Below are 4,707 nucleotides of genomic sequence, written 5' to 3'. Positions count from 1 at the left end.
GGCTGATCTTGGCCTGCATGCCCTGTGGGCGGCCCTGCTGGCGCTCGGCCTGGGCGGCTGCGCCTTTATGCTGCTTTTTTTGCCTTTGTGCCTGCGGCTGGCCCCGGCCATTATGGAGCCGATATTGCGAAGATTACGGCGGACATAAATCTGCTTCCAAGGACCTGCCTATGAACATTGAAGACGTGGTAAGCTCTACAGCCAAGGCAATGCTGGATTTCTGGCTGCGGCACTGGCCGATATGTTTGCTCACTCTGTGCGCCGTGCTGGATTTCTTGGACAATAACGACTCCGTGAGCAGAATTATTTTTGCCGCGAGCTTTGTGGCTACAGTTGTTTGCCTGAAGGCATTTCGCCTTGAGCGCTGCTTCTGGATATACACACTTGTTTTTATTGGCATTATCGCTTTCTTCTTCGCCGATATAGAATCAAATGAATTGCAGAACGTTTTACACCTGGAAACATTTAACGAAAACTTGGTATCCCGGGTCGTAGAAGCTGTACTTTGGACAGGGATAGTAGCACTGTTGTCTTCAGGAATGTATTTTTTGCGATTCAGCCATACCGTCAGCCCTGCTGCCCTTATTAAAATACCCCTGACCCTCTTTTTCATGTACGTCTTCCTGCAGCCGATTTTCATGCTCATATGGTATATCTTGGTGATGTATTCATGTGGCATTTTTGGCATTCCTGTGTGAGCAAAGCCCCGGCGGTTCTGTGCCGCCGGGGCTTTGCCCTGTCAGAACGTGCTGTTAAAAGCAAACGTAAATGAGCAAGCTATTCTTCCTTAAGCTAAAAATTATTTAAATGCATACTCATGAGCAGATACCCCCCAGTATTCCTTGGCTCTGCTTTTTGCTCTATCAACAACAGCCAGCGCTGACTCCGCCACTTTCGGCATCAATACAGCAAAGCTTACGGCACCCCCAAGGATTGGCCTATGAACATTGAAGACGTGGTAAACTCTACAGCCAAGGCAATTCTGGTTTTCTGGCTGCGACACTGGCCGCTATGTTTGCTCACCCTATGGGCTGTAGCAAGTTTATGGGCATCAGCGAACATCAACAGCACGGTTTCTGCTGTCACTAGTGTTGCTGTTGTTACTGCGAGTTTTGTGGGCACAGTCGCTTGCCTGAAAACATTTCGGCTGGAGCGCTGTTTCTGGATATATATACTGGCTTTTTTGAGTTTTTTTTGGGTTTCCATTAATCCTGTCGATGCGCACAACATACAAAGATATTTACACCTTGAGTCTCTGGATTTTTTTCTTATACGGCAAATTACAGATGCATTGCAGTGGACGGCAGTTGTCATGCTATTATCAGCAGGGATTTATCTGTTAGGGTTTCGGCATGCCGCTGGTTACGCCGCCCTCATTAAAATACCCCTGACCATATTTTTCATGTGTGTGTTTTTACATGAATTCTTCCCAATTTTTGCCCTTTACATGGCAGGAAACATATTCGGCATTCTCGGCTTACACATGTAATGCAAACTCTTCACGCCCGCACCTTGTTCAGCGCTTGCGGGTTTGCCCCGCAATTGCCGCCACGTTCTCCAACCATCCTGGATACGTACAAAACCCCCTTCAAATTTTCAAATTTTCAGCCTAGGGGCTGTCTCTAAATAAATGATTTTGCGCCAAGGGCAAGGAAAAAGGCTTTTTTTACGAAAGGAGTGTACTTTTGCGGCACATGACTGGAGTAAAAAAAGCCTTTTGACGCAGCCAGTTGGACAAAAGAATTATTTAGAGACAGCCCCTAGTGGGCTTTTTGCTTTATCTACCTGATGGGGGGCAATAGCATTGGCGAGGGTTCGTCAGAGAGCATTTAACACTTGAAATGCTCGCTTACGGCAGGCAAAAGCCTGCCTGCGCGCATTTCGTGGCAAGGGTTTTCCTGAAAATCCTTGCAGGGCAGTTAACTCATTTCATTCGTAAACTGCTCTGGAACAGATTAAAAGCAGTTTTACCTTGAGATTGCTCTGGACACTGGGGAAAGGAAGTTATGAATATGCCCTATGTCCTTCTGCTCAAAACCTGCAACCTGCCCGCCACAGCTTCTCCGTAACGCACACGCCACCACCAGCGGCGGATGCGCAGACGTGCGCGGTCCAGGCACAGATAGACCACAGGGGTGGTGTACAGCGTCAAAAGTTGGCTCATGAGCAGCCCCCCCACAATGGTCACGCCCAGAGGCTGCCGTATCTCGGCGCCGTCGCCCTGCCCGATGACAAGCGGCACAGCACCAAGAATTGCCGCTGCCGTGGTCATCATGATGGGACGGAAACGCAGCAGGCATGCCTCATAGATGGCCTTTTCCGGCGGCAGCTTGCGGCTGCGCGAGGCTTCCAGAGCAAAGTCGATCATCATGATGGCGTTCTTTTTGACGATGCCACAGAGCAGCAGCACGCCGATAAGGGCAATAACGCTGAACTCCATCTTGAACAGCATGAGGGCCAGCAAGGCTCCTCCCCCTGCTGAGGGCAGGGTTGAAAGGATGGTCAGAGGATGGATAAGGCTTTCGTACAGCACGCCGAGCACAATATACAGCGCCGCCAGCGCCGCCAGAATGAGAACGACCTGATTGCCCGCCGTATCGCTGAACATTTTGGCAGTTCCCTGAAAACTGCCCACAATGGAAGACGGCATGCCGAGCCGTACCCGCGCCTCTTCGATGGCCTCCTGCGCCTGCGAAAGGGCCACCCCCGGCGCAAGGTTGAATGACAGGGTCACGGCCGCAAACTGCCCCTGATGCGAAACCGAAAGAGGCGCAAACGACGGCGCCACGTTGGACACGCCAAGCAATGGCACCAGTCCGTCCTTGCCGGACAGGTAGACCTTGCCCAGAGCCTCTTCACTTTCCAGCCAGTTTTCACCGTATTCCAACACCACACGGTACTGGTTTTTGTCTCGATAGATGGTGGAGACCTGGCTTTGACCAAAGGCATTGCCCAGAGCCGAATCCACATCTTTCATGCTCAAACCGTGCCGCGCCAGCGCATCTCGATTGACCGTAACCATGGTTTGCAGGCCACGTTCTTCAATATCGCTGTCCACATCCTTGAACAGGGGTACGTCCGCCAGCGCCTGCTGCATGCGGCGTCCCCAGGTGCGCAGATCGTCCAGATTGTCGGCCTGCAGGGTGTACTGATACTGCGAGCGCGAACCGCGCCCACCCATCATGATGTCCTGCGCGGGCTGCAGAAAAATCTGCAAACCAGGCTCGCCGGAAAGCTTGCCGCGCAAGCGGCCGAGCACGGCCTGCGCGTCAACCTTGCGTTCGTCCAGAGGCTTGAGGGCGATGAACACCCCGCCGCCGCCACGGCCGCCGGAAATATGGGCCGAAACCTGCCGCACCGCCGGATCGGCACGGATAACTTCCACAAGCTTTGCCAGTTTGCTCTGCATGGCCTGGAACGACGCGCTCTGATCGGCGCGGATGCCGCCCATGATCACGCCTGTGTCCTGCATGGGAAAAAAGCCTTTTGGCACAATGATATACATCCACACATTGGCGGCCACCACAAGCAGCAGAACAAGCATGGTCAGGCGCGGATGCCGCAGCACCACCGGCAGGCTGCGGGCATAGCCGGACTGCATCCCCGCAAGCACTTTGCCCCAGGCGTCGCCCAAGCCCGACAGGAGACGTCGTACCGCATTCCACACACGATTTTTTGCCCGCACGCCCGATTTTGGGGCCACCGCAGGAATTTCAGCCGCGGCAGGAACGGAATCAGGGGCGGAATCATCTGTCTGGCCGGATGTCTGGCCGGATGTCTGGCCGGATATGGGGCCCGATGTGGAGCCGCCGGGCCTGATGGGCCGCAACAGTTTGGCGCACATCATGGGCGTTGTGGTCAGCGAAACCACCATGGATACCAGCACCGCCGTGGTCAGCACCACAGAAAATTCCCGGAACAGTCGCCCCACCACGCCGCCCATAAAAAGAATGGGAGCAAACACCGCCACAAGGGAAAGGGAAATGGAAACAACGGTAAAGCCCACTTCCCTCGCCCCGCGCAGAGCGGCCCGCATGGGGCTTTCACCAAGCTCCAGCCGCCGGACAATGTTTTCCAGCACCACGATGGCGTCATCCACCACAAAGCCGGTGGAAACCGTGAGCGCCATGAGCGAAAGATTGTCCAGGCTGTAACCGCACAGGTACATGACCCCGAACGTGGCGATAAGTGACACAGGAGCCGCCACCGCCGGAATACAGGTGGCCCGGCCGTTGCGCAAAAAAAGAAAGGTCACCAGCACCACCAGCGCCATTGCCAGCATCAGGCTTTTTTCCACCTCGTGCAAAGACGCGCGGATGGTCAGCGAACGGTCCATGCGCAGGCTCAGGTCCGCACTTTCGGGCAGCCAGGAGCGCAACTGGGGCAGCATGTCCTTCACCCTGTCCACAGTTTCGATGATATTGGCGCCGGGTGAGCGAAACACGATAAGCAGCACGGCCGGCTGGCCGTTGGACACCGCCATGTTGCGCACGTCCTGGGAGCTGTCTTTGACCTGCGCCACATCTTCGAGGCGGATAACCTTGTCGCCCTTGCGTCCCACAACAAGCGACCGGTAGTCGTCCGCCTTGTGCAACTGGTCGTTGGCCCCCACCAGCCAGTAGTTCTGTTCGCTCTCTATCTGGCCCTTGGGCAGGTAGGCATTGGCAGCGGCCAGCGCCCGGCGCTCATCGGCCATGCTCAGGCCCA

3 protein-coding genes are annotated in these 4,707 nt (G+C 54.9%); 2 read left to right on the top strand and 1 reads right to left on the bottom strand.

Annotation, left to right across the window (positions count from 1 at the left end):
- Positions 1 to 170: 170 nt before the first annotated feature.
- The gene (locus V6C07_RS09140) at positions 171 to 698 is read left to right on the top strand and encodes a hypothetical protein (protein ID WP_333536112.1); all 528 of its coding nucleotides are present in this window, start codon (positions 171 to 173) and stop codon (positions 696 to 698) included.
- A 242-nt stretch (positions 699 to 940) separates the two neighbouring features.
- Positions 941 to 1,489: a hypothetical protein gene (locus V6C07_RS09135; RefSeq protein ID WP_333536111.1), complete on the top strand. Its 549-nt coding sequence runs from the start codon at positions 941 to 943 to the stop codon at positions 1,487 to 1,489.
- Positions 1,490 to 2,017: 528 nt separating this feature from the next.
- Here the strand turns inward: V6C07_RS09135 and V6C07_RS09130 are convergent.
- On the bottom strand, positions 2,018 to 4,707 hold a 2,690-nt coding region (locus V6C07_RS09130), incomplete at its 5' end, for an efflux RND transporter permease subunit (RefSeq protein ID WP_333536109.1).

Source organism: Desulfovibrio sp. 1214_IL3152, from assembly GCF_036763055.1.
Classification (GTDB): domain Bacteria; phylum Desulfobacterota; class Desulfovibrionia; order Desulfovibrionales; family Desulfovibrionaceae; genus Desulfovibrio.
The sequence above is the reverse complement of the archived record's forward strand: the minus strand, read 5'-3'. Positions and strand labels throughout refer to the sequence as shown.